The organism is Serratia sp. DFXYC6, assembly GCF_057196085.1.
In genome coordinates this window covers 138,838-161,559 of the sequence record NZ_JBXUNV010000004.1, presented here as the reverse complement: position 1 = coordinate 161,559, position 22,722 = coordinate 138,838, and the positions used below count along the sequence as shown (strand labels likewise).

Below are 22,722 nucleotides of genomic sequence, written 5' to 3'. Positions count from 1 at the left end.
ATATCAAAGGTGCTGGATTTTTATACCGGTTAATTAGATTGTTGCATGCAGCGCATCGGCGATAGGCAAATCAGCCAGAATGCCCGATTTATTCAGCGCCACCAACATTTGCTCCGTGACGATATTATTGGTTTCCCACGGTTTAACATGCGTTGCTGGATAAGTGTCTGCGATGATGTCGATAATTTCCGCTTCTGTCAGTCCTAGTTGGCGCAACATGCAGGCGCTGAAATCTTTGGCGATAGCGTCGGTTGCGTAGCCTTCCAGGAAAGCCAAAATCGGTTGTTGCAACGCTTGCTTGGTCGCCGCGTCGCTGTGGCACCAGATATGGCTCAGCACCTGCTGTGAGAAGCGGGCATGGCGGCCTTCATCCGCAACGTGATCTTTCATCACCAGATAGAAGGTCGGGAAAATATCTTCGTTGTTGATCACATCGATCAGATCGGTCGTCAGCGCCTGCTCCGACAGGGACACGCAAACCAGTCGCAGCAGTTCGCGCAGACGTTCGTCCCCCATTGCCAACGATTGAGCCAGGGCATAGGAGGCCTCGGTATCTTTTGGCATCGGCAGCGGCGCAATGGACGTCATCTGCTCTACCTGATTGATCAGATCCAGCGCCACCAGGGCGTGATAGGACTCATCCACGACCACAGTCAGCGCGTCTAAGCGCATTTCAAGCGGAAAGTCTACGCCGACCGCGTTTTTATAGAGCTTGTAACTGGAATCATTGATGATATCCAACTCGATGTTGGCGATGCCATTCAGGTAATGGTAGAGGGTTTGTACCTGAATATAGCGCAAGGCTTGTTCACCGAGCGCGGCAACGCGCGGATGGAGGCACAGCGGCAGACGTTCGAGGGGGAAGAAAAGGGTTGATTGGCTGTCCTGTTCGTTGAGAAGGCGACGCGGGCGGGAGCGAACAATCGCGGCGCGATCCCATTTTTTCAACGTGGTTTCAATGAGGCTCATCGGTTAATCCTTATTAATAGAGTTCTATTTCAATATCCGATTGTGAATAGGCGCAGCAGGCCAGAATAATATTCTCTTCTAACTCCTCTTCGCATAAGGCACTCTGTTTTTCATGGCGTATATTTCCGCTGATTAGAAGTAATTTGCAACAGCCGCACCTCCCCTTTCGGCATAGGTTGGGAATGTCGATATTTAATCTTTCAAAGTTTTCAAGCAGCGACGTTTCAGGACAAAAGTCACCGATGCCCGCGCCATCAAAAATAACTTGATGACCATCGGGCCCTGTATTTTCAGACATGGCGTGTTATTCCCTATGGAAGTCAGTGAGTGAGATCACATTTTAAAATTCATATAAGTAAATTGTTATTAATAATAGGTTGTGAGTTTTAATGGGGAGTAACGATAGCTTTGGCTTTGTTTATTGTCAACAAGACACATTAAAAACATTAACATTATATTAAAGGTTATTTCACATAATATAGTTCATATTCAAACTTTATTGCCTTGATTGTTTAGCAATTCTTATTATTGCTTGTTTTATAATATCAATAAGCAAAAATCGTTGTTTAGTGAATGGAAAACAGGACGCCGCCGCCTTCCAATGATAGCCTGAGCGACAATTTGGTTTTGATAACGCAAACAGGAAGATGACATGTTGAAAACCGCAGGCTGGCTGCTGCCCGCCATCGTGGCGCTGGCGGGGTGTTCGTCATCCGGCCAACGTCACGAACAAACCCTCAGCCAGGCGCTGGCGGCCCTCGGCCAGGACAAGGCGCTGGTTGGGGCGTCGAGCGGCGTGATGGTGCGCGATGCCGAGAGCGGCGCCGTGCTGTATCAGGCGCACGCGGATCAGCGTTTGGCGCCGGCTTCCAACATGAAGATGTTCACCTCTCTGGCGGCGTTCGGCGTGCTGGGGGCCGATTACCGCTTTGAAACCCGGCTGTTGACCGCCGGTAAACAGCGCGGCGACACCCTGCAAGGGGATCTCTATCTGCAGGGCAGCGGTGACCCGACGCTGCATCCGGACGATCTCGACACCTTCGCCGCAGCGCTGGCGCAGCGCGGCATCCGTCATATACAGGGGCGGTTGTTGCTGGATGCCGGCGCCTTCGATCAGACGCCATTCGGCGCCGGTTGGAGCTGGGACGATGAACCTTTCGCCTTCGCTGCGCCGATCTCGGCGCTGAACTACGCCTTTACTCCCGGCGGCGATATCAACGTGGTGCAGGTGGCGGTGCGGCCGGGCGCCCGCGCCGGCGCGCCGGGACGGGTGAGCTTCTATCCCGCCAATGACGCGGTGACGCTGGTCAACCGCACCACCACCGGTAGTGACACCGCGCTGACGTACGAGCGCCGGCCGGGCAGCAACCGGATCGTGGTCAGCGGCACCATCGCCGCGCAGGCGGAGGCCAACTCGCGATTGATTACCGTCGATCAACCGTCCCTCGTCGTCGGCGCCTTATTGCAACATGCTCTGCGCGCGCACGGCATCACTCTGCGCGGCAAGGTTGAAGAGGGCGTGACGCCGGCCGGCGCACAGCTGCTGGCGGAAAAAACCTCTCCGCCGCTCTCCCGCCTGGCCGTCACCTTCCTGAAAGTCTCCAATAACGGCTACGGCGAGATATTGACCAAGGCGATGGGCCGCAAGACGCAGGGTAAAGGGGATTGGGACGCCGGCCTTCGGGCGATAAACGGATTTGTGCAAAGCCAGGGCGTCGCGGCCGACGCGTATCGCCAGGTGGACGGCTCAGGGCTGTCGCGCATGAACCAGATCACGCCGCAACAGCTGACGACGCTGCTGCTGGCGGCCAGAAAACAGCCGTGGTTCGCCGACTGGTATCACGCCTTGCCCGTCGCGGGCGAGCCGGGGTTGCTGGTGGGCGGCACGCTGCAAAGCCGCATGGTGAACAGCGCGGCGGCGGGGCGCGCCCACGCCAAGAGCGGTTCCATGACCGGCGTATCGTCGCTCAGCGGCTATGTCGATTCGGCGACCGGGCGGCCGCTGGCATTCGCCATCATCAGCAATAACTATCTGGTGCCGGGCGCGCAGGTGAAGGCGCTGGAGGACCGCCTGGTGGAGACGCTGGCGGCCTGTGACGCCACGGTGGTGTGCCGCTGAGCGCGCGGCGTCAGTCGCGTTTGGCGATGTCGGCGAAGCTGCCGGCCAGCAGGCGGCACAGATCGGCGGCGGCCAGTTCGATGTCCAGCCCGCGTTTGCCGCCGGAAACGTAGATGGTGGCGAACGCTTGCGCCGGGCTGTCGATCACCGTCGGCAGCCGTTTTTTCTGCCCCAGCGGGCTGATGCCGCCCACCAGATAACCGGTGACGCGCTGCGCCAACTGCGGATCGGCCATCTCGGCCTTTTTGGCGCCGAGCGCGCGGGCGACCTTCTTCAGATCCAACTGGGTCGCGACCGGGGTGACCGCCACCGCCAGGTGTTTGGCGTCGCCGTTCAGCGCCACCAGCAAGGTTTTGTAAACCCGATCGGCATCCAGCCCCAGCTTTCTCACCGCCTCGTCGCCGAAGTTGGTTTCGTCGCTGTCGTGGTGATAAGGATGGAGGGTGAAGGCGACCTTTTGTTTCTCAAGCAGAACGACTGCGGGCGTCATGATGTGTTGTCCAAAATGTCCCCGGCGGGGAAAGGGTGATAACCAGCCTTAAAAATACAAAAATCCAACCTGCCCGGCAACCTGAGCGGCTGTTACATAAAGCGGGTTGCCAAGATATTCACCGGGTTGCTACCCTGTTTACTGTAACCGTTAACACGGTTGCTATGCGTATAACTAGAATACAAGAAATTCCTCTTTGACTGGCCAATAGCGATATTGGCCTCTTTTTTACCCCTGCGGCTGCAGCATCGCCGGCAGGTTATCCTCGCCGTACAGGTGCAATGCGCCAACCGCCACCACATAGTCACCGGCAGGCAGCGCCTCCAGCTGATGCCGCCAGTCGCGATTGCGCTGATGCATCAGCACGTCATACAGCCCGGCGCTGAAGGTGGCGGGCAGCGTGTCCAGCGTACCGCGCGGTTTGGCGTCCAGCCACCAGCTCACCATGGTTTGCAGCAGCCGCGCGTTGGTATGCCAGTGTTCCAGCGTATCGCGCAGCAGCGCAATGCCGCCCTCCGGCAATTGTTCCAGCATCGCCAGCTGCTGCTGCGCGCCTTCCAGCTCGATCACCGGTTTGTCCTGCGCCCGGGCGGCCTGCAGCAGCTGATAGTCCACGCCATATTCCGCGCGCAGCCCCAAACGCTGAGCCTGGCGCGCCTGCATCATCAGCGCCACCTGCCAGCCGGGCAGGGTAGCGAAGGCGTGCGGGTCGGCGCCCAGCTCATGGCACAGCGCCAGCAACCGTTGATATTCTTCGGCGGACAGGCGCTGTTCCAGCTCCGGCTGCAGCTCGGCGTGGTCGAAAGGGGAGGCGGAGTCGGTGATATCGGCTTCGACGATCAGCGCGTCGGCCTGCTGCAGCCGGGCGGCCAGCCGGGGCGGCAACGGCGACATATCGACGGTGCCCATATGGATGCTGCCCACCAGATGCAGCCGACGATCGCCAGGCAGGGTGATGTCCAACGCCGGATAAGCGTAACGCTTGGGCGAGATCAGGCCGAGAAAGGCGGCGAGGCGGCGTAACAGTTGACCCATACGGCGTGGCTCCTGAATAACGGGTGCGCGTTTCAGCATGAAAGGCGAGGGGAAATCGTTATTCATGCTAAACGCTATCCGCCGCGCAGGAAAGCCCGGAAAACAGCGGGGCGCCATGACGGCGCCCCGGCGATCACTTCTGCGGTTTAAAACGCAGCAACCGGTTGGCGTTGCTGACCACGGTAATGGACGACAGCGCCATCGCCGCGCCCGCCACCACCGGGCTGAGCAGCGTGCCGGTCAGCGGGTAGAGCACGCCGGCGGCGATCGGAATGCCCAGCGTATTGTAGATAAAGGCGCCGAACAGGTTCTGCTTCATGTTGCGCAGCGTGGCCTTCGACAGCTCCACCGCATCCGCTACGCCGTGCAGGCTGTGGCGCATCAGGGTGATGGCGGCGGTCTCGATGGCGATGTCGCTGCCGCCGCCCATCGCGATGCCCACGTCGGCCTGCGCCAGCGCCGGGGCGTCGTTGATGCCGTCGCCGACCATCGCCACGCGCTGGCCCTGCGCCTGCAACTGTTTGATCGCCGCCGCTTTGCCGTCCGGCAGCACGCCGGCAATCACCCGATCGATACCGGCCTCTTTGGCGATGGCGTTGGCGGTTACCGGGTTGTCGCCGGTCAGCATCACCAGCTGATACCCCTGCTGGTGCAGGCGCTGCAGCGCCGCGACGCTGTCCTCGCGCAGCGGATCGCGAATGGCGAACAGCGCGGCCGGTTTACCGTCCACGGCCAGCAGCACCGGCGTTACGCCGCGTTCGGCCTGGGCGCGCATCGGCGCATCCAGTTCGGCGGTCGCGACCTGATGCTGTTCCAGCAGCGCGGCGTTGCCCAGCAGCACCTGCACGCCGTCGATCTCCCCGCTGACGCCGGCGCCGCGCAGGGTGCGGAACTGCGCGACCTGCGGCAGCGTTTGCCCGGCGGCGCGTTCCATGATGGCGCGCGCCAGCGGGTGGTTGGAGCCTTGTTCCAGCGCGGCGGCCCAGCCGATCGCCTGCTGTTCGCTGACCTGATTGAAGGTCAGGATCTCCACCACCTGCGGTTTCCCTTCGGTCAGGGTGCCGGTTTTGTCGAACACCAGGGTGTCCAGCTGGCTGGCCTGCTGCAGGGCGTCGGCGTCGCGCACCAGCACGCCGAACTCCGCCGCGCGGCCGACGCCGGAGATGATCGACATCGGCGTCGCCAGACCCAATGCGCACGGGCAGGCGATGATCAGCACCGTGGTGGCGATCACCAGCGTATAGACCAGCTGCGGCTGCGGGCCAAAGAAGTACCATATCGCCGCGCTGAACAGGGCGATCGCCACTACCGCCGGCACGAACACTGCCGAGACGCGGTCAGCCAGTTGGCCAATCGCCGGTTTGCTGCTCTGCGCCTGACGCACCAGTTTGATGATGCGCGCCAGCGTGGTTTGGCTGCCGATGGCGGCGGCGCGGAACAGCACGCTGCCGTCGTCGACCACCGTCCCGGCATGCACCGTGTCGCCGGCGCCTTTCTGCTGCGGCACCGCTTCGCCGGTCAGCATAGCTTCATCGAGCCAGACCTCGCCCTGTACGATTTCACCGTCGACCGGCACGCGATCGCCGGTAGTCAGCCGCAGCGTCATGCCGAGCTGCACCTCCGCCAGCGGGATATCGCGCTCGCCGTCGTGGGTCACCAGGCGCGCGGTGGGCGGCGTCAGATCCAGCAGCCGCTCCAGCGCCTGCGAAGAACGCTGGCGGGCGCGCTGCTCCAGCGCATGGCCGAGGTTGATCAAACCGATGATCATCGCGCTGGCCTCGTAATAGAGGTGGCGCGCCGCCATCGGGAAGAAATCGGGCCAAATGTTGACGGCGATCGAGTAGAGCCAGGCGGCGCCGGTGCCGAGCGCCACCAGGGTGTCCATGGTGGCGCTGCCGTTCATCAGCGCGCGCCAGGCGTTGCGGTAGAAGTGCCCGCCGGCGAACACCATCACCGCCAGGGTGATGACGCCGACCAGCAGCCAGGGGCGCTGGGTTTCCGGCGTCAGCGTCATGCTGCCGCCGAACAGCCCCCAGGCCATCAGCGGGATCCCCAGCGCCAGACCGAGCGCCGCCTGCCAGCTAAAGCGCTTCATGTTGGCGCGAGCGGTCTGCTGCTGGCGTTCGCGACGTTCGGTTTCGTCCTGGATCATCTCGGCGCCGTAGCCGGCTTTTTCCACCGCCGCCACCAGCGCTTGCGCATCGGCGGCGCCGGTCACCAGCGCGCTGCGCTCCGCCAGGTTGACGCGGGCGTGCTCCACGCCGGGGACGCTTTGCAGCGCCTGCTGCACTTTATTGACGCAGCTGGCGCAGGTCATGCCGCTGAGCAGCAGCTGTACGCTGTCGTCCGCGCTGTCGGTTGCCGGAAGGGAAGGTTGCGCCGCTGGCTGAACGTCCGGCAACGAAGGTGTTGCGTCAGTCAACGGCTCAGTTTTTGGGACGACGGCACCCGCCACGCTGGCGTGATAACCGGCGTGTTCTACTGCGGCGATCAGCGCCTGCGGATCGGCATCGCCGTACACTTTCGCGCTGTCGATCTCGACCTCGGCGGCGAACACGCCCGGCACCGCTTCCAGCGCCTTGCGGGTGGTGCCGACGCAGTGCATGCAGCTCAGGCCGGTCAGCTGCAGTTCGGTATCGGCGTGCGGCGCGACTTCGGCCTGATAACCGGCGGCGATCACGCTGTCGATCAATGCGCTGTCCGGCGCTTCGCCGGTCACTTTGGCGTATTGGACGTTAACCTCGGCCTGTTCGACATCGCTGCGACTTTCCAGGGCTTTTTTCACCCGCTGCGCGCAGTTCATGCAGGACAGCCCCTGCAATGCCAGCATAGTGGTGTGTGACATGATTGGACTCCTTGCTTAAGGGCGGTGTTTAAAGGTTAACCGCCTGACCTGTTTTCACTAAGAAGGGAGCTTAAACCTTCCAGCAAGGGTAAGGTCAAGGCGGTTTTTACTTGCGCGGGCGTGACGGTCGTTTTGTGTTGTATAACAAGGTGTTTTATCGGCGGCAGCGCGGTCGGCTTGCCCGAACCGCGCTGCCGCGTTGGGGTTACAGCACGAAAGGAATGAAACATTTAACCTGACGTTTATAGTTGCGCCAAACCTCACCGTAGCGCTTCTCTGCCATTTTCTCGCTTTTGGGAATGGCGTCGGCGAAATACTGCACCAGGTTAGTCAGCGGTGCGATCAGGCCAAACAGGTTGCCGGCAAGCAGCCCGAAGCTGACGAAAATAAGAAAGTCGCCGAAATAATTCGGATGGCGCGCCAACCCCCAAAAGCCACTGTTCAGCAGCCGGCCTTTATTGTTCGGATCCTGTTTGAAGCGCCGTTTTTGATAATCGCTGCCGAAGTGGAACAGCGTGCCTATCAGGTAGACCCCAATGGCCAGCCATTGCAGCGCGCCCCACGGCCCCTGCAGCTGGCTGGCCCAGTAGAAGGGCAGGCAGTACAGGCCGCCGAAGATCATGACCATCATCACCGCCAGCCATGGCACCTGCTGCGTGGGCATCACGTCCTTGAGTTTGGCCGCGGCGGTGTTGCCGTACCAACGTGTCAGCACGATGTTCATGCGCAGCAGGTACAGGCCGACCATGACAAGGATCAGGGCTTTGTGGCTCAGATCGCCCTCGCCGAAATAGCAATAGACCAGGGTAACCGGCCCCATGGCGTTGAACCCCCACAGAAACATCGGGCGAGTGTCCTGAGCGCCGCGGCTGGTAATAAACGCCAGCAGGGCAAGGATCAACAAAACAGCGGCCAAAGCAATCCATACGTTCATTGTGTTCTCCTCAGCGGATTAGGGGAAATCGTTCCCCGGGGGCGCGCATTCGCCGGATGGCGGCGCGGTCAAAATGCTTTGCCAGCTGCGTCTGGGCGCTGCGCTGCCCCATTGTTGCAGGTGGCCGAAGCGGGCAAAAAACACCGGGGGAGCGCTGAGCGCCAGGGTTGCTGCGAGCTCGCGACGCGCCTCGGCGTGTTGCACCAGAACGCTGATCGGATGCAATCCCCAACCCCAGTGTTGCAGCGTGAGCCACAGACGTCCAAGCCGCATGCCGGTGGCGAACAGGTGCTCGGCACTTTCGTCGTCCAGACACAGCGCCAGGTATTGCGGGCCTTCCGCGACGCGTTGCGCCAGCCCTTGCGCCATATAAGCCGGCAAGCGCAGCCCGGTCGCCAGCCGGCTTAAGCGAGGATGAAACGCCACTTGGAAGAAGCGCTTGAATGCTGGGGATACCGGGCCAAACAGGTGGTGCAGGTGAAAACCGTCGTCGGTAGGCTGCCGTTCGTTGAAGCGGATGTATTGATAGGTTTCGCGCCAGGCTTGGCGATCCGAGAAATCGAGCGCGGCGTGACGAGCGGTGAGCTGCGCGACCCGACGGCGAGCGCGTTCGTCACCTGCGATACTGAGCGAACTCGCCGTTCCGTCGAACAGGGTCTGCAGCTGCATCCGCTGCGCTTCATTGATTGGCGTAGGCTGATAGGCCGCTCGTGCGGTATGCCGCTCGCCGATCAGCTGCGCCAATTGGCGATGGGCGGCGCGATCGGGCGCGGCAGGCGCGGCGGGGGCAAAGCTCAGTAAATGCGTGGGGCCATGCTCCCAACGCCAGGCGAGAGGCGAGCCTGCACAGTTGAGCAGCGCGCTGAGGTACTCGAAGAAAATCCCGCAGCTCATCAGCATCTCGCGTTCCAGCGAAGGCAGGCTCTGCAAGGCGCGACGGCGGTCGATAGCCAACCGGCCACATCGGGCGGCGGCGTTATAGTGGAGAGACCAGGGTTGGCAGTTGTGTGAAGAGGGCGCCTGCCGCGCGATGTCCACGGCCTGTTGCAGCGCCGCGGCGAAAAGGTCTTGGGTCATGATAAGGCTCCGAAAGCGGAAGGGGCGGGCAGGGAAAATACGGTAACGTTCGCTCTGAACGACATGCTCTCCTCCGCCGGAAAGCAGAGTGCGCATGCCCAGTCCAGGCTGCGCCACAGCCAGAAGCGTCTGCTCGCCAAACTGCCGTCGGCGCTTGAGACCAACCCGGTGTGCCAGTCGATGCCGATCGTCCGCAATTCGTAGGGCAGGCCGCGGCCGTGGCTTTTTAAAAATGCTTCGCGAATGGCCCAGACGGCGCAGGCCTGTATGCGTCCCAATCGCTGTTCCGCCTCGCCAAAGGCCCAGCGCAGCGCCGCGCCGGAGAAGGGGCGATAATGCTGCAGATCGATGCCGAGCGGGATATCGCCGGTGGCGCTGGCGTACCAGGCATGCGAATGGCTGAGAGAAACGTGGCGGCGTCCCAGCAGGAGGTGTTCGCCGAACGGTTGTCCACTCGCCTCATGGCGCAGCGTAAAGCCGGTCGCGTCCCCCCGGCACCATGTCCGGTTCAGCAGCGCGATGGCCTGTGCCCGCGCGTGGTTTTTCACCGCCGACAGATGCCGCAATCCCCGAACGGCGGCGCAGCGGTGGGGGCCGCCCAGCGCGATGACGATACGCGGCGCCACGCTAAGCTCGATAACCATCGGCGATGCGTTCTCCGCTGATTTCGTCAACGACTTCCGCCAACTGATTAAAGCGTTCAACCAGGCTTTGAAACAGCGGGGTTTGCATCTCGCGCTCGAACATTTTCAGCGAGTTCAGCTGAATGATTTCGATAAAGTGAAACGGCGCCTCCGCCGAAGGGCTGACTTCGATGACATCGAAGGCGCGTACCGCATCGAGGTGGCGGCAAGCCTGGTAATCGGTCGTCTCCACCCAGTCGCGAAACGCGGCGCGGTGGGCGATGTCTTTTAGCCGAATCTTATGGACGATAATGTGCATCTGGGCGGCCTTTTTAAATGGGTTGATGGATAAGCAAATGGTAATTGATGCCACCGGTGCCAAAGCCGTTGATCGCCGCCCGACGCCCGTCTTCACCCTGTGGCCAGTCGAGCGCGATTTGTGGGATTTCGGCCGGGATCGCCGCCAGCGGCAGTTCGGCATTCAATGTCGCCACCGGCGTGGGCGGGATTTGACCGTGTTCGAAAGCGCTCAGCACTTTACACAGGCTGAGCGCACCGGCGCCGGCGAAACAGTGGCCGAAGTTGTACTTTACCGAACCGATGTACAAAGGGGCGCGCGCGGCGCGGTGATACCCCTGATGCAATGACGCGACTTCTGCCCGATCGCCCAGTTCGGTGCCGGTGCCGTGCGCTTCGAGATACTGTATCTGGCGCGCTTCGACGGCGCTCAGGCTCTGGGTTTTTTCGATTGCCAACGCCTGGCCCTCGGGATCGGGCGCGGTCATGGAATAGCTGTCGCAAGATCCCGATATCGCTTCGATGGTGGCGATGGCCCGCGATGTCGCCTGGCCGGTCAGAATGAAGAAGCCGCCACCGTCGCCGGGAGTAAAACCGTCGGCTTGTCGGGCGAAAGGTCGCATACGCGAAGCGGAAAGCATCATTTGCGCGCTGCACAGCACCATATCGCGTTCGAGCGTCGCCGTTTCTATGCCGCCGACGAGCACCGCATCGTAGCGGCCGGCCTGTAACGCCCTGACCGCATTGTGCAAGGCGGCCAGCGAACTGGCGCAGGCCGCCTCGACCGCGTAGCAGTCCGCCTCGACGCCGAGCTGTTGCGCCAACAGCTGCGCGGTGCCGAGGCCGCAGGCGCCATGCCAGCTCCAGCGGTTGATCGCGGGTTGGGGCGGTGGCGAAAGGGGGACGTCGGCGGAAGGCAATGCCGGCCACAGCGCGCTCATGGCCTGTTGTCGATCGGCGCTCAAAGACAGGTTGCTGGCGACGATAATGGCGATGCGTTCAAAGCGTCGCAGGCTGTCGGGCCACGCCGCGCAGCCGTTGAGGGCGTGCAGTTGTGTGACGTCGAGGCGCTGCTTTTTGGCCGGCATCATAGGCCGCGTCAGCTCAAGCCGCACCGGATCGTGCGTCGGGAAGCACATGGCATGAGCGGTGTAGGCGCTGAGCTTTTGCGGCGTGGGTCGCACGAAGGCGCCGGGGTGCAACTGCTCGGGGCTGTGATCGCGCAGGGCGTCCTCACCGTTGCGCAAGGCCTGCCAGAAACGCGCTTTATCCAGCCCCTGCGCGGTGATGGGCTGATAGTCGATGATGCTGATGCGTGGCGAAGCCGTCGGTTTTAATGAGGGGGGAGACGCCGCGTCAATCCGCCAGCGGTAGCCGGTGAACGAGTGGCCGGCGCACGTCTGTTGCCGTTGCAACAGCATGTCGAGGAGATGGCAGAAAACCTGATTGGCGCCGGCAAAATAGCCGGCGCTCGGCGCGGCATCCTGTCGTTCGGCGATCAGGGTCGACAATTGCGCGATCGCTGGCCATCCCTGTTCCTGAGCGACGTCCAGCGGGCAAACGACCAGGCTGATCGCCCCCTCCAGCCAACAGGCCGAAGAGGAAACGCCCTGCGCCAACAGCATGTCCGCCTGGGGTTGATGGTGGAAGCATTGTACGGCGGTCAGCACCGCCATGCGGCTGTCGGCATGGCGAAAACAGTCTTGCGCCAACTGCAGCAAGCGCAGGCCGCCCAGATCGGCGCCGTCGAGGGTTTGGCATTTACCGCGCGTGCGGGCGAAATGGGCGATGCGCGCGGGAATGCTGGAGGCCATTTCCCCTACGCGATCGTGGGATGAACTGCCGAACGCCTGGGCCAGCGGCTGTTTGTAATCGTCAATCCGGCGCATGACCGCTGCCGGTGAGAGCCCCTGAGCGTCAAGCCGTTCGGCCAGCCTGCGCAGCGCGCCGATTTTGGTGGCGTTGCGATAGGCCGCATCACTGCCCAAATGGGTGGCGCAAAATTGATCGCAGCGGTCGCGCAACGCGTCGGATAACGTCAGATGCTGCATGGCGGCGGAGGCGGCCTGCAGCGCCAGGCGGGTCTCGCGGCTGACCGCCAGTCGAAACAGCGGCGGGATGGCGAATTTTTTGAAATCAAACGCGGCGTCGTCGATCTGGCGACCGCGGATCGGCGCGGCCGCATCGCTCCACGGCATCGGCGGCGGGGCGTCGAACAGCGCCGACCAGGCGGCGCCGTTGGACAGATCGATACGATCGATGCCGGGCAGTGCGCAGCCGATGCCGACCAGCACCAGCGGCGCGGCATGAATTTCCTGGTTCATCGCGCGTTCACCTCGGACAAACGTCCTCTGTCCACCTTGCCGTTGGCATTGGTGGGCAGACTGTCGGCGACCACCAGTTGGCTGGGGAGCATATAGGCGGGCAGCCTGGGCTGCAGGAACTGCTTGAGCTCCAGCAGGTTGGGGCGGAGCGCGCCGGGATGGAGGGTGATCACGGCGATCAGTCTTTGCTTCAGCTCGCCGAGCTCGACATACAGTGCGGCCTGGCTGACCGAGGGATGGTGATGAAGGATCGATTCAATCTCACCCAATTCCACCCGGTAGCCGTTGATTTTCACCATGTCGTCCAGCCGGCCGCGGTAGACCAGCCCATTCGCCGTCGTCTCCACCCAGTCGCCGGTCGCGTGACATTGGCGCGGATGCCATTGCGCTTGCCGCGATGAGGCGACGTTGCTGTAGCCGGGGGTAACGCACGGCCCGCCGATCAGCAATTCTCCGCGTCGGCCCGGCGTACCGTCAATCGGCTGCAGGCGCCCCTGTTCATCGACCAACTGCGCCGTCAAGCCGGGCAACGGATGGCCGATGGGGATCTGCTCCAGCGTCGCCAACTGCGTTCGATCCAGCGCGTAGGCGGTGCAGACATTGGTTTCCGTCGGGCCATACCAGTTGCTGACGCGGCACCGGGCCGGCAGATGCGCAACCAGACGCCTCAGCGCGGCGGCCGGATAAGGCTCACCGGCGAACGTGACCTGGCGCAGCGTTTTCACCGTCGATGGCGCCAGCAACGCGCTCTTTTCCAGCATGGCTAAAATCGAAGGCACGCTGTACCACAGAGTGACGCCGTGCGTTTGCAATCCGCGAACGAGAGCCTGGCAATCTTTCTGTTCATCTTCGCGCACGATCCAGGTCGCGGCGCCGGCGCAAACGCCGGCGAACAGATCGAAGGTGCTCAGATCAAAGGCGAAACTGGCATGATTGGCCAGCACGTCGCGCGCCGTCAGTTGTGTATCGCTGACGGCCCAGCCGATGAAAAACGTCAGCATGTCATGGGTGATTTGCACCCCTTTCGGGGTGCCTGTGGAGCCTGAAGTATAGAGAATGGCGGCGAGGGGGGAGCCGAGCGCGGCGATCGCTTCCGGCCAGGCGCCATCGAGATCGATGCGGCCATCGAGCGCGCTCAACCAGCCCTCATCGACGATCAGCGCGGGTGAGGCGGCAGCGATAATGCGTTCGATGCGCGCCGTCGGTTGGCTGAAATCGATAGGGACATAGTGGTTGCCGCTCAGCCAACATGCGTACATGGCGGCGACGGCGTCGGGCCCTTTCTGCAGGTTGAGCAGCACGGCCTGCTGCTTTAACCCGGCATGTCGCAGCGCCGCCGCCATCATGCAGGCGCGATCGGCCAGGCGACGATAGCTCCAGCGCCGATCGCCGCACAGCAGAGCGGTGCTTTCCGGCGCTTGGCGGGCGTGCCGGAACAGGGCCTCCAGTATCGGTGAAATGAAGGTTGCCATGATGTCAGACCTCGGCGGCGCGTGCGCGCTCTTCCCGTCGGACATCGCCGTTGACCGGCACGCCGGTCTCCAGCGCCGCCGCCACCAAAATGGCGTAGGCTTCATCCAGATCTTCACGCGTGTGTTCACTGGTCACGCTGATGCGTAAGCGGGCGTCACCCACGCTGACGCCCGGGAAGACCACGGTCTGGCAGAATAGCCCGCGCGCCCGGACGGCGCGGCCGAACAGCAGCGTTTTGGCGTCGTCACCCACCACCACCGGAATGATGGCCGAGTCGGAATGCTCAAGGTCAAAACCGGCGTTAAGCAGCAGCGTGCGGAAGTAGTAGATGTTGTCCCACAGCTTGGCCAGTCGCTCGGGTTCACGCAGCATCACGTCGATGGAGGCGATCACGCCGGCGGCGACTGCGGCGGGGATGGTGGCGGCGAACACATAGGAGTTGGAGTAGAAACGCAGGTATTCGACCACTTCGCCATCGGCGCAAACGAAGCCGCCTAACCCCGACAGCGCCTTGCTCATGGTGCCCAGCTCGAGATCCACCCGGCCTTTCATATTGAAGTGTTCCGCCGTGCCCGAGCCGGTTTTGCCCAAGACGCCGGTCGCGTGCGCGTCGTCGACCAATACGCGTGCGCCGTAGCGTTCGGCCAGCTTCATCAGGCGCGGCAGATCGACGATATCGCCGTGCATACTGAAAACGCCATCGGTGACGATCAGCTTGCCGCCGGGGTGATCGGCGTATTTGGCCAGCGATTTCTCAAGGCTGGTCAAAGAGTGGTCATAAATTTTCCGCTGCGCGCCCGCCAACTTGCAGCCGTCCTGGATGCTCATGTGGTTGATGGCGTCGGTGAACACCAGGTCGTGTCGGCTGGTCAGAGCCGAGATGCATCCCAGGTTGGCCGAGTAGCCGGACGGATAGACGATGCAGTCTTCGCGCCCTTTGAGCTTGGCCAGTTTGCGCTCCAATTCCAGATGCAGCACGTTGCTGCCGGCGATGATGCGGCACCCGGTATTGGTGGCGCCGTACAGGCCGGCGGCGTCCTGGATGGCGTGGATCACTTCCGGATGGTTCGACAATCCCAGATAGCTGTTGGAGCCGAACATCAGAAATTCGCGGCTTTTGCCGGTGATCTCGTCGAACATGACCGCGCGGTTTTTGCACGGCGTTTCAAGCGGCATGCCGTACCAGTAAAGCTGACGCTGTTTTTTATCGCGATAAAAAGCGCCAAACTCACGCGTTTTATGGAACAAATCCGGGTGCTCGATGCCGACGAAGTCCCGCATGGTGCGCGGATCGCCGAGCTCATCGCGCGCGTCCGGCGACGCGGGCGCTTTGGTGGGCTGCGGCGCAGCGGACGCGGGGGTGTGCTGGCCAAAGCGGCTGAACCACGCTTCGCCCTGTTCCTGAACCAGCCGCGCCGCCAGGTTGTGCTCCAGCTCAGCCAACGTGCGGCACTCCGCCAGCGCTGCGTTATCGTCCAGGCCCAGCGTTTTGAGCAGCTCGTTGCGCGCCATCACCACCGCGACGGAGTCGATGCCCAGGTCGCCTTCGATGGCGGCGTCGGGGGACAGATCACGCACTTCATATCCGCTGTGGGTGGCGAACACCTGGCGCACGAGAGCACTCAACCAGGCCTGAGGCGTCTCGGGGGCAGGTTGCGCGGCGGCGTTCGGCGTCGGCAGCGTGAAACCGCGCTGCAAAATACCGTCGAGCGCATCCTGAATGGTTTTGATCTCCTGGATCTCCAGCGGCGTATTTAATTGAAACTGACGGTTCAGCACCATGGCAATTTCCGCCAGCGCGATGGAGTCGACGCCCAAATCGTTTTCCAGATGGCTGGTCAGGGCCAGTGCCGACGGTTCATACTCGGTCAGCCGGGCGAAGGTGTGCAGCACCGACTGCCGGACGGCTTCATGCGCGTTTGCGGCGCTATCGACGGCGTGAACGCTCATGCGACACCCCCTGCGGCGACTTGCGCTTGCAACCGTTGCACCAGCGCGACCATCGCCTGCACCGAGGCGAAGTTCGCCGGATGGATCTCATGCATGCCGATGGCGACATGAGACTCCTGACGCAGAAAATCCACCAGATCGAAAATGGAGGCGGAATCGACGACGTTCAGTTCAAACAGCGGGGTTTGAGCGTTCAGGCCGTCGTGATCGCCATCCAGATACTGGGTGGCGATATGCTGGATCAATTTGCTTTCTAACATTGCGAGCTCCCGTTGCTAACTGGTTATTTTTCGCCGACGATCAGGGTGCGTGGGCCGGCAATTTTCATGATGCGCGCGTTGCTGAACCCCGCCAGACGGAATCTGTCCAGGTATTCCTGCGCGCTGCTCTCTATGCCACCGTCGGTGGAGACCAGCATGTTCAGCGACAGCAGGGCGGTAAATTCCGGCCCTGATTTGTCTTCGTTCAGCGGCGTTTCGGAAGCGATGAAGCGGCCGCCGGCCGGCATCGCCCGATAGATGTTGCGCAGGATGGTCAGTTGGGTTTCCGGGGCGTAGTCGTGCAGCATCCATCCCAGGTGGATCAGGTCATAGCCGCCGATCGGCAGATCGCCGCTGATGACATCGCCCTCCACGACGTCAATGCGTTCGCCATAGCCTTGCAGCGTCAGCTTGTCGCGCAAAAACGCCGAGGCCTGCGGCAGTTCGCAGATCGCCAGTGCGATCCCCGGATAAGCGTCGGCGATCGCCATCGGCAGGCTGCCGATCCCGCTGCCGATATCCAAAAACGCACGGTGTTGCGAGAAGTCGTAATCGCGAACAAAGCCGGCGATAAAGGGCGCGGCGAATTTACCGAGAAACTCCTGGAAGTCCGCCACGTCGTCCGGATTTTGGTACAGGATGTCGAACCAACTGCGGTCATCGCCGAATACCGTGCGGCGCTGGTGGGCATCGTTTCGCACCGCCGTTTTCAGCTCGCCCCACAGCGGATACAGGAAGGTATCGATGTGGCGGCCCAGCCATCCCAGCCACTGCGGTTCGTCGCTCAACAGAAAAGCCCGGTGGGCGGCGGGCAGATGATAAAGGCCGTCTCGTTGGTCGAGATACCCCATGGCCCGCAGCGCGATGAGCAACTGCTCGGTCGAACGCGCCGGGCAGTCAAGCCGCGCGGCGATGTGCGCCGCGTCGGCGTCCCGATCGCGCAGCTGATCGAACAGCTTCAGCGCCAGCGCGGCGGTCAGCGCCTTGGCCTGGAAAAAGCCCATCATCTGATTGACGGCATCTTGCTTGGTTAAAGGCATTGCTGGCTCCCTAGTCTAAAAAGGTGGAGAGTTCCTCGCACACCGTGGCAAAGGCGCCGACGAAACGGTCGATCTCGGCTTTGCTGATGATGAGCGGGGGTTGAATACGGATCACCGTCGAGCTGTTGGCGGTAATGAAGGTCAGGATCTTGTGGTCCTGGCACAGCTTGGTGACGAATTTCATGCAGAACATTTCGCCGAGCGCCTGTTCCATGCGATCCATCGCCGCCCGCAGATGGGCTTGCACCGGATCGGGCAAGAATTTCCAGGTGGTGTGCCAATCGCCCGGCAGCCGGGTGGCGAATTCGCGGGCGGAGGCGTTGACCGCGCCGGTGAACGCCTGGTCGAACTGGATCCCCAGCATCAGGCCGCGGCCGCGCACCTCGCTGACGAACGGATAGCGGGCGGCGATCTCGCTCAGTGCCTGCTTAAAGTAGGCGCCCATCCGTTCGGCATGGCCGACCAAATCCTGCGCCAGGATCTCGCGCAGCGCGCTGAGGGCGACGACCGAGGCGAGGTTGCCGCCGCCGTAGGTGGAGCTGTGCACCAGGAAGCGATCCGCCGTGCCATAGGCTTTTTGCCAAAGATCGGCTCGGCACAGCGTGGCGCCGATGGGGATCAGGCCGCCGGACAGGGATTTCGACAGCATCAGCACGTCCGGCTCGATACCGTCCCATTCGCAGGCGAAAAGTTTGCCGGTGCGCCCAAGCCCGGTTTGCACTTCGTCCACCATCAGCAGCACGCCGGTCTCGCGGCAGAGCTGCTGCACCGCCTGCAGGTAACCGGCGGGCGGGATATGCACGCCGCCTTCGCCCTGGATCGGTTCGATCATCAGCGCGCCGACGTCTTCACGGTTCAGCGCTTCCCGCAGCGCGGCGAGATCGCCGAACGGCACCTCCACCATCGCGTCCAGCAGCGGTGTGAAATAGCGGCGGTGTTTGTCTCGTCCGGTGATGGACAACGCACCCAGCGTTTTACCGTGGTAACTGTTGCGCAGATAGGCGATGCCCGGCTTGCCCGTCGAGGCCTTGGCGATCTTCATCGCGGCCTCGACGGCTTCGGTGCCGGAGTTGCTGAAGAACACCCGGCCCATGTTGCCCGGCGCCAGACGACAGAGCACTTCGGCCAGCTTGGCGGTCTGTTCGGGAATGGAAATGTATTGAATGAAGTTGGGGCCTTGAGCGTCGAGGTAGTTTTTCAGCGCGTTGACCACTGGCTGCGGGTTGTGGCCCAGGTTTAGGCACCCGTAGCCCGCCACCATGTCCAGGAAAGCCTCGCCCGCATCGTCATACAACTGGGTGCCGGCGGCGCTGCGGAAAACGTTGTCGCAGCGCTGCAACTTGAGGAAGTCCACCATCATGGGGTTGATGTATTGATGATAGCGGTCGAGGGTGTCTTCCCGGGCCGGCGTTTGGGCGATGACCGCGTCGATAAACGCCAGGCGCGATGCGGGCAACGCCGCATCAGCCGATTCCACGGCATAGATGTCATGGTGGTAGTAGCGCTTGAGATTGGTCACGCTCTGCCGATCGATGCGCTCGCCGTACGAGGCCAGCGGATAGGCGAAGAACCCGTGGCGCTCGGCGATTTCACCGATCTCCAGCACTTTTTCCGGCGCCAGATAGCGGCCCAGCGAAAAGTTTTCCCGCCGGTTTTCCAGCGCCAGCACAATGGTTTCCGCCATGCAGCCGTTCAATTGTTGCTTGATGGTGACGTTGAGCGATTCTCCTCCCAACTTGACCGCATCGGTGGCGGTGACGCAGCCGCCGTCGATGATCAGAATGTCATCCCGCGCCGGGCGCGTTTCCGAAGCGATATCGCGCGGCAGCGCCACGTCGATGAAGATCGAGCCGGGTTGCAGTCTGGCGGGGTCGATCACGCCGCCGGCGGAGGTCGCGGCGGCAAACAGTTTGCAGCGCGGGTAGAGATCTTCGGGATCGCTGGTCAGGGTAACGCGCGAGTGATACTCCTCGGGCAAATGGCTGAGCAGTTCGCTGCGATCATGGTTGCCGGCGCGGTGCAGCAAATGGAGAGAGAAACCGTGCGCCAGCAGCAGACGGCTTAGCGCCAGGCAGATCGACCCCGGATAGCCGACGATGGCGACGGGTTCCTCCTCCGGGCGGATTTCCAGCCAGGACTGGATCTGCATCAAGGCCTTGTAGCCGGCGTAGGTGGTCAGCGAGTTGCCGGAGGTGACCGGCACCGGCGACTTTTCCGCAGTGGCTTCGCCGCGTCGCCCAACGATAGAGGTAAAACCGCCGAGACCGACCAGTTCGGCGCCATCGCCGGCCAGCTCTTCGATGCCTTGGACCACCCTGGCGGCGATACCGCGTGCGTCGGCCAGCATCTCATCCGCCACCAGCGGCATGTATTTGATCACCCCTTCGCAAGTGGCGCCGGTCGCCGAGGTGATCCTGGCGAAGTTCATAAAGGGAACCAGGTTTTGTCGTTCCCACAGTTCACGCGTATAGCCGCTGTGCTGCTCGGTCGAGTTGCGTTGCAGCAGATCGAGCATTTTGACGTAACGTTTCAACCCCAGCGAGGTGGGATGAGCGATGAATCCGAATTTCATGAGGTGGCTTCCTGTGTAGGATCTTGGTCGAAGGCGGTGCTGGTCGATTCGGGCTGTTGGGCCGCCCAGGCTTTGCGCTCCTGCAGGGCGTCGTGGTCGCTCGGATCGCGTTGCCAGCCTTTGGCGGTGGCCAGCGAGATACCGTCGCCTTCATTGTTGTGCCCCAGCACCACGGAGAACAGATTGAGTCGGTGCGGCGTGGTCAGCGCCTGGCGAATGACGTCTTCGTCGAAATGCGTAAGCGTTTTGCTCTGGATATGGAAGTTATTGACCGTTTGTTCGACGTCCGGCTGTTCGACGTTCACCAACCGCATTTGCCGTGAGGTGCGGTTGAACAGAATGCGTTCCTGATAGGTATTGATGACGGACAGCCCGCCGTTGCATAAATAGAAGACGGTGATGCTTTTATTCAGCAACTGTGGATGGGTAAGAATGTTGTCGATAAAAGCCGGCAGGATGTCCGGTACGATCCCTTTAGCGCCGTCGCCGATAAACGCCATCACGTGGCTTGGGCTGGTGTAAGCCAGGTAGCCGGTGGCCAGCAGAGCGTCGCCCATCAGGGCGCGGCCATACCAGCCGGAAAAGCCGCGGCGCGTTTTGGCGACGTTGCGCGCGGCGGAGATGCCGCACCGGCCGACGTCATATACGCCGGTAAAATCGAACCCCTCCGTTTCGATCAGCTCTTCAATCACTCGGTTCAACTGGCAGAAGAAGTAGTTGGCCGACATGGGCAGACTGGGAAGCTGGCTGACCACGTCGGAAGGCGAATCGAGATAGGCGGCGATCAGCGCGCGGCGTCTTTCCCGCAATGCCGGATCGACGTCGAGATGCGCTTTCACCGTGCGCAGGAACGCCAGACAGTTCATGTGCAGGTGCAGATCGGCATAGGGCGACAGATGGCGCTCATCGTGCGTAAGCTGCACCAGGTGAACCTTGCGCTCCAGCCTGCCGTCGGAGAAGGGGGTGGTGATCTGAGCGACGCGGCTTTTGATCATAAACAGGCTCTGCTCGCTCATGGCGTTGAGCTTGTCGTTGGTGTGCAGGAAGTTGTAGACGCGCGGGCTGTAGCCGTAAATCGCCAGGGTGCCCAGGTAGTGGGGATTGCGCCGACCCTGATAATATTTCGGCGCCGAGCCTGGATGGGCCAACGAGTCCACCAGGGCGATGCCGGCGGCGTCGGCGATGTCATGGATCAGGGCGTATTCGTCGTCGCTGACCGGGCCCAACTGCCACACCAGCCGTTCCGGCCCGCGGTTGATCAGCGCTATCGCCTGGGCCAGGCTTTCGCTCATCGGCAGCGGATCGTCCGCCGACAGAACCGGGATCGGCGAGGGATCGCAGACGGCGCCCTCCAGCGACAGGGTCGACTCCAGCACGTTTTGCGTCGCCAGAATCACCACCGGCCCCTGGCCTTGATGATAAAGGCGGAAGGCTTCCGTCAAACCGGTGCCGATCGTTTCGACGTCATCGATATAAACGAACGGGATGCGGCGGGCGACGAGCACTTCACGCATGTCTTCCGTCGGCGTCAGCGTTCCCTGGAAGCTGTACCATTGATTGCCGCGGTTTTCCGCCGCGACGATGATGCCCTGGGCGGCGGTTTCCTTGAGGTTGGCCAGCGTCCCCTTGAATTCATCCATCATTCCGGAGGTCACTACGCCGAGGAACGGCATGCGATACAGCTGCCAGTTGGCCATGGCGCCGCAGGCGATGGCGTGTTCGTTAGGGCCGCGCAGGATCAGCGCGCCGCGCGCCTCCGCATGCCGATCCAGATAGCCGATCAGATTGGAGATGATCGACCCGGTGTAATAGGACACCAGCCAGCGTTCGGCGGCGGTACGCTCGAAAAATTGAATCAACTGCTCACCCAGCGTGTTGTGCAGCGCCAGCGCGCCGATCGGCTTGACCCGGCGGTTGGTGTAGTTCATCTCGAAGAAGTCCATCCACAGGCACAACAGCTCGGTTTGGAAGATCGCCGGATCTTCGCTGCGCACGATTTCGCGGTATTGCTGCGGCAGGTAGCGGAAGGGCGATCGCAGCTGGCGAATGAACGCAACGGTGGAGAAGGTGGTGTAAAACGCGGGAATGCCGCTGCGCTGCAAGGCGCTGTAAAAGGCGTCCAGATCGCGATCGATCTGTTCGATGCTGTCATCGACGCCGGCCGGCGTGGTCTGATCGTAGAACAGCATGCCCAAATGAAATTCGGGACGCTGTTCCAGCGCATGGGTATAGATGATCTTGCCGGTGGCTTCGGCCAGGCTGGCGCATTGGATGATGCGAACGTTGATAGCCTTGTTTTGGCCTTTGAGAAAGTGCAGCGCCTTTTCGCGCGCGGCCTGATAAAGCGAGTCCGCCGCCAGATCCAACAGTTTCAGCGGCATCTCGGACTGGATATGCACGCGGTTGAAAACATAATCGCGGATATCGTTCAGTACGCTGAGCCCGGTTTGGAAAAACGCCGGGTTGCGCGTCACCACCACCACGCCGACCGTCAGAGTGTCGGGATCTGCGTCGGTGCGGCAGGCCTGGCGCTCCGCTTGCCACACTTGCTCGTAGGCGGCGGAGTTGGTGAGTCTTGCTTGTCCTGTCAGGGTCGTCATGATGAGTTCCTTGTGCAGCCAAAATGGAGTGACGGCTTCAGCCAGGCGGGCAAATTCGGCACGACAAAGCCCGCGACGGTCTCTGCAGGCGGCGGTTGCCGCGCGCATCACCTT

At 62.0% G+C, this 22,722-nt stretch carries 17 protein-coding genes; 1 reads left to right on the top strand and 16 read right to left on the bottom strand.

The genetic code is table 11. The annotated features are described in order from the left end of the window. Positions 1 to 33: 33 nt before the first annotated feature. Together AC2CGQ_RS19755 and AC2CGQ_RS19750 are read right to left on the bottom strand one after the other, a co-directional pair. Positions 34 to 969 carry a diiron oxygenase gene (locus tag AC2CGQ_RS19755; RefSeq protein ID WP_085058553.1) on the bottom strand — a complete coding sequence of 312 codons (936 nt, stop codon included), beginning with the start codon at positions 967 to 969 and terminating at the stop codon, positions 34 to 36. 13 nt (positions 970 to 982) lie between these two features. Next, entirely contained in the window at positions 983 to 1,267 is a 285-nt protein-coding gene (locus tag AC2CGQ_RS19750) for a 2Fe-2S iron-sulfur cluster-binding protein (protein WP_072010128.1), read from the bottom strand. 354 nt (positions 1,268 to 1,621) lie between these two features. On the opposite strand from AC2CGQ_RS19750, the gene dacB reads away from it, so the two are divergent. Beyond that, entirely contained in the window at positions 1,622 to 3,088 is a 1,467-nt protein-coding gene (gene dacB, locus AC2CGQ_RS19745) for a D-alanyl-D-alanine carboxypeptidase/D-alanyl-D-alanine endopeptidase (protein WP_484593831.1), read from the top strand. Positions 3,089 to 3,098: 10 nt separating this feature from the next. Here the strand turns inward: dacB and ybaK are convergent, their stop codons facing one another. The 14 genes from ybaK to pigD form a co-directional block, all read right to left on the bottom strand. Then, a complete protein-coding gene (gene ybaK, locus AC2CGQ_RS19740; protein WP_004940240.1) occupies positions 3,099 to 3,578 on the bottom strand; it encodes a Cys-tRNA(Pro)/Cys-tRNA(Cys) deacylase YbaK in 480 nt (159 codons plus the stop codon). A 228-nt stretch (positions 3,579 to 3,806) separates the two neighbouring features. After that, positions 3,807 to 4,613: a TraB/GumN family protein gene (locus AC2CGQ_RS19735; protein ID WP_015376874.1), complete on the bottom strand. Its 807-nt coding sequence runs from the start codon at positions 4,611 to 4,613 to the stop codon at positions 3,807 to 3,809. 133 nt (positions 4,614 to 4,746) lie between these two features. Continuing rightward, the gene (copA, locus tag AC2CGQ_RS19730; RefSeq protein WP_414945741.1) at positions 4,747 to 7,458 is read right to left on the bottom strand and encodes a copper-exporting P-type ATPase CopA; all 2,712 of its coding nucleotides are present in this window, start codon (positions 7,456 to 7,458) and stop codon (positions 4,747 to 4,749) included. Between the two features lie 205 nt (positions 7,459 to 7,663). Then, positions 7,664 to 8,392, bottom strand: a complete 729-nt coding sequence (locus AC2CGQ_RS19725) for a DUF1295 domain-containing protein (RefSeq protein WP_021504656.1) — start codon at positions 8,390 to 8,392, stop codon at positions 7,664 to 7,666. Between the two features lie 18 nt (positions 8,393 to 8,410). Continuing rightward, the gene (locus tag AC2CGQ_RS19720) at positions 8,411 to 9,469 is read right to left on the bottom strand and encodes a nitroreductase family protein (protein ID WP_250602511.1); all 1,059 of its coding nucleotides are present in this window, start codon (positions 9,467 to 9,469) and stop codon (positions 8,411 to 8,413) included. Further along, positions 9,466 to 10,113 (bottom strand): 4'-phosphopantetheinyl transferase family protein, encoded by a 648-nt coding sequence (locus AC2CGQ_RS19715; RefSeq protein WP_044031813.1) that lies wholly within the window; start codon positions 10,111 to 10,113, stop codon positions 9,466 to 9,468. The genes AC2CGQ_RS19720 and AC2CGQ_RS19715 overlap by 4 nt, the downstream gene beginning before the upstream one ends. Continuing rightward, positions 10,097 to 10,411: a RedY-like protein gene (locus AC2CGQ_RS19710; RefSeq protein WP_004940233.1), complete on the bottom strand. Its 315-nt coding sequence runs from the start codon at positions 10,409 to 10,411 to the stop codon at positions 10,097 to 10,099. Before AC2CGQ_RS19710 ends, AC2CGQ_RS19715 begins: the two co-directional genes overlap by 17 nt. Before the next feature lie 13 nt (positions 10,412 to 10,424). After that, positions 10,425 to 12,713, bottom strand: a complete 2,289-nt coding sequence (pigJ, locus tag AC2CGQ_RS19705) for a prodigiosin MBC biosynthesis protein PigJ (protein WP_484593830.1) — start codon at positions 12,711 to 12,713, stop codon at positions 10,425 to 10,427. Further along, positions 12,710 to 14,185 carry an L-proline--[L-prolyl-carrier protein] ligase PigI gene (gene pigI, locus AC2CGQ_RS19700; protein WP_484593829.1) on the bottom strand — a complete coding sequence of 492 codons (1,476 nt, stop codon included), beginning with the start codon at positions 14,183 to 14,185 and terminating at the stop codon, positions 12,710 to 12,712. Before pigI ends, pigJ begins: the two co-directional genes overlap by 4 nt. A 4-nt stretch (positions 14,186 to 14,189) precedes the next feature. Next, complete coding sequence (locus AC2CGQ_RS19695) at positions 14,190 to 16,136, bottom strand: aminotransferase class I/II-fold pyridoxal phosphate-dependent enzyme (RefSeq protein WP_075685313.1); 1,947 nt, start codon at positions 16,134 to 16,136, stop codon at positions 14,190 to 14,192. Further along, entirely contained in the window at positions 16,133 to 16,396 is a 264-nt protein-coding gene (locus tag AC2CGQ_RS19690) for an acyl carrier protein (RefSeq protein ID WP_004940224.1), read from the bottom strand. Before AC2CGQ_RS19690 ends, AC2CGQ_RS19695 begins: the two co-directional genes overlap by 4 nt. Positions 16,397 to 16,419: 23 nt before the next feature. Then, entirely contained in the window at positions 16,420 to 17,436 is a 1,017-nt protein-coding gene (locus AC2CGQ_RS19685; RefSeq protein WP_004940222.1) for a methyltransferase, read from the bottom strand. Positions 17,437 to 17,446: 10 nt separating this feature from the next. Next, positions 17,447 to 20,008, bottom strand: coding sequence for a prodigiosin MAP biosynthesis aminotransferase PigE (pigE, locus tag AC2CGQ_RS19680; protein WP_172574529.1), 2,562 nt, complete (start codon positions 20,006 to 20,008; stop codon positions 17,447 to 17,449). Beyond that, complete coding sequence (pigD, locus tag AC2CGQ_RS19675) at positions 20,005 to 22,608, bottom strand: prodigiosin MAP biosynthesis protein PigD (RefSeq protein ID WP_021504653.1); 2,604 nt, start codon at positions 22,606 to 22,608, stop codon at positions 20,005 to 20,007. The genes pigE and pigD overlap by 4 nt, the downstream gene beginning before the upstream one ends. Positions 22,609 to 22,722 lie beyond the last annotated feature (114 nt).